General features: G+C 44.4%; 4 protein-coding genes. 1 reads left to right on the forward strand and 3 read right to left on the reverse strand.

The genetic code is table 11. The features are described from left to right. Positions 1-63: 63 nt before the first annotated feature. The 3 genes from KIV40_RS25480 to sodB all read right to left on the reverse strand — a co-directional run bounded on the left by KIV40_RS25480 (position 64) and on the right by sodB (position 2,186). Positions 64-807: an SDR family oxidoreductase gene (locus tag KIV40_RS25480; RefSeq protein ID WP_029388618.1), complete on the reverse strand. Its 744-nt coding sequence runs from the start codon at positions 805-807 to the stop codon at positions 64-66. A 134-nt stretch (positions 808-941) separates the two neighbouring features. Then, positions 942-1,445 (reverse strand): VC2046/SO_2500 family protein, encoded by a 504-nt coding sequence (locus KIV40_RS25485; protein WP_038890137.1) that lies wholly within the window; start codon positions 1,443-1,445, stop codon positions 942-944. A 156-nt stretch (positions 1,446-1,601) separates the two neighbouring features. Further along, on the reverse strand, positions 1,602-2,186 hold the full coding sequence (gene sodB, locus KIV40_RS25490) for a superoxide dismutase [Fe] (protein WP_285351983.1): 585 nt from the start codon (positions 2,184-2,186) through the stop codon (positions 1,602-1,604). Between the two features lie 243 nt (positions 2,187-2,429). On the opposite strand from sodB, the gene KIV40_RS25495 reads away from it, so the two are divergent. Continuing rightward, positions 2,430-2,765: a Grx4 family monothiol glutaredoxin gene (locus tag KIV40_RS25495; protein WP_009707292.1), complete on the forward strand. Its 336-nt coding sequence runs from the start codon at positions 2,430-2,432 to the stop codon at positions 2,763-2,765. The last annotated feature ends 103 nt before the right edge of the window (positions 2,766-2,868 follow it).

The raw sequence follows: 2,868 nt of genomic DNA on the forward strand, positions 1-2,868 counted from the left end.
CTCCTACTCGATTTTCCCTATTTAGCCGCTTTGCAGCAGAAGGTGATTATCAATCGTGGAGAGTTAGACTTCGGTCGTAACGACGCGTCCGCTAAAGTACTCATTTGCGACAATGTAGGCGGTATTTCTTACCAACTCATCTTGGATCTGAGCCCAATGTCGTTCATCTACATCTTCACTCGTATGATTTACTGAAGGGATGACACCACCAACTCGGATGTTGAAAGGGGTCAGCTCTTTTGCCCAGCTGTGAGTAAAACCAGAGACTAAAGCCGCCATGCTTTCCATACCGGTCAAATCCTCATGGTTGTCATGTGAGATTACATTCACGATAACCCCCTTTTTCTCTCTTGAACGGAATCGTTCTGCGCTGACTTGCCCATAGGTATAGAGAAAGCGAGCTGCAGAAGAAAGGTGATCGATGTACGTACTCATTGGTTCTGGTGCCATCAAGCTCGGCATTGGGGAGCTGGTCCAACAATTAACGATGACGTCGGGTGTTGCGCCTAGCTGTGACTCAATTTGATCGAACAATAGATTGATTGAGGTCGTGTTATCACTACACACGTTTATCGCATAAACCTTGTCGGAGAAGGCGCGGATTTGCTCGTAGCTCGCCTTTAAAGCATGAGGGTTCTGGTCACAAAGCACCAACGTCGCACCAAGGTGGGCAAAGTGGTTGGAACAAGTCCTGCCTAAGACTGAGCCTGCAGATGTAACGAGAATGATTGATTCTTTGATATCCATGGCACCTTCACTGTAATTTCTTGTGTTAAACAATACATCAGTGGTTTGTGCTAACAGCATGGATGAATTTCTTTGAGCTCAGTGTGAAAAGCTTCAAAGTAACGCTTTCGAGTTGGAATTATTGTCTAGGAATTTGTAAGCCGTCACATTTCTGACGTGCTTCAAATGTAAGTGCTTGGAGAAAAAGAAGATCGTTAAGCTTGTACTTGAATTTGATATTGACGTTGAGCCGTCACTAGTTGGTTGTACAAGCCCGCTTCGGGGATCAACTGCTTATTGCGCTCTCCTAAGCTACGACGTTCATGCCCAGAAAGGTTGTGGTAAACCTCTTCTGGCAGATTGAATGTGTCTTCAGGTAGGTAAGTCAGCGCGTCTGGTTTTAGGTAATGGCTCAACTTCGCCGATGGTAAGCCTGCATCATGGAACTGTTTTGCTTGTTCCGCTGCAAGTTCATAGCTGCTGCTATCAGAGCGAAGCGCTTGAGGCTGAGACAGCCCGAATTGCTGGCGAAGAATGTCGTCACTTGTGATGACTTCTTGTACTTCCTCAACTGGAACCACATCTCGAACATCATTCGAAAACATAGACAGAATTAACGAGAAATCAGCACGACGGCCTTCGTGCACGGCATGGTTGATACCATTACCGAACTGAAGTTCGTTGATGATTGCTGCTTTGTCTAAAGTATGGATTTGCATGGTGTTCCTCGCTTGATGCACTTTTAACGGCAACAGAAGGAAGAACTTTAGGGAAAAGAGGGGATTAATTGAAGAAATAGGTTTGAGAAGCAATAAAAAAGCCCGCCGTAATGCGAGCTTTTAACTATGACTAAATTGAACTTAGGGGGAAGTAAATTACTTCGCTAGGTTCTCAGCTACGAAGTCCCAGTTTACAAGAGCCCAGAAGCCGTTCATGTAATCAGGACGTACGTTGCGGTAATCGATGTAGTACGCGTGTTCCCACAGGTCAACAGTTAGAAGTGGAGTAGTACCCTCTTCTGTTAGTGGTGTTGCTGCGTTAGAAGTGTTAACGATTTCTAGAGAACCGTCAGCTTTCTTAACTAGCCAAGTCCATGAAGAACCGAAGTTGTTGATTGCTGCGTCAGTGAACGTCGCTTTGAATTCTTCGAAAGAACCGAATGCTGCGTTGATTGCTTCAGCAACTGCGCCAGTTGGTTCGCCGCCCGCGTTTGGCGCCAGACAGTGCCAGTAGAACGTGTGGTTCCAGATCTGTGCTGCGTTGTTGAACACGCCACCAGTAGAAGTCTTGATGATTTCTTCTAGTGTTTTGCCTTCGAACTCAGTACCAGGGATAAGACCGTTTAGCTTAACAACGTAAGTGTTGTGGTGCTTACCGTGGTGGAAATCTAGAGTCTCTGCAGAGATGTGTGGTTCTAGTGCGTCTTTCGCATAAGGAAGAGCTGGTAGTTCAAATGCCATTGCTCGATTCTCCATAGATATGAAAGGGTTACCTTTCGATTGCTTCCAGTGTTTTTATATATATGTAGTCGTTACGACTGACTTGAGAAGTATTTTAGCAAGTTTTTACTTTATTAAAACCCCGATATGAAAATATTTTAAGATACCAAGGCTAAAAGCTTACTAATTATGTGGTTTTTATTCTGTGGTTATTGAGTAGAATGTGGCAAATAATTAAAGTTCACATCCATGAATGAGGAAGCGATGGAAACTATCGATAAAATCAAACAGCAGATCTCTGAAAACACAATCCTGCTGTACATGAAAGGATCACCGAAACTGCCTAGCTGTGGTTTCTCTTCTCAAGCTGCACAAGCACTAATGGCATGTGGCGAGAAGTTCGCTTACGTAGACATTCTACAAAACCCAGACATCCGCGCTGAGCTACCAAAATACGCTCAATGGCCAACATTCCCACAACTATGGGTTGAAGGCGAGCTGATCGGTGGTTGTGACATCATTTTGGAAATGTTCCAGAAAGGTGAACTTCAGCCTCTTATCAAAGAAGCTGCAGCACGCGTTGAAGGTGACGCTGAGTAATTCGTAAATACTTACATTTGGCGATAGAATACAAAGGAGCCGCATTGGCTCCTTTTCTTTTTTAGGTTAGTGGAATGAACTTGAAGCTTTATTATGTTTCACT

This window comes from Vibrio sp. D173a (assembly GCF_030248475.1).

Coding starts and splice junctions, on each gene's coding strand:
- KIV40_RS25480 (WP_029388618.1), bottom strand. CDS start 807: ATGCTGTTAGCACAAACCACTGATGTATTGTTTAACACAAGAAATTAC.
- KIV40_RS25485 (WP_038890137.1), bottom strand. CDS start 1,445: ATGCAAATCCATACTTTAGACAAAGCAGCAATCATCAACGAACTTCAG.
- sodB (WP_285351983.1), bottom strand. CDS start 2,186: ATGGCATTTGAACTACCAGCTCTTCCTTATGCGAAAGACGCACTAGAA.
- KIV40_RS25495 (WP_009707292.1), top strand. CDS start 2,430: ATGGAAACTATCGATAAAATCAAACAGCAGATCTCTGAAAACACAATC.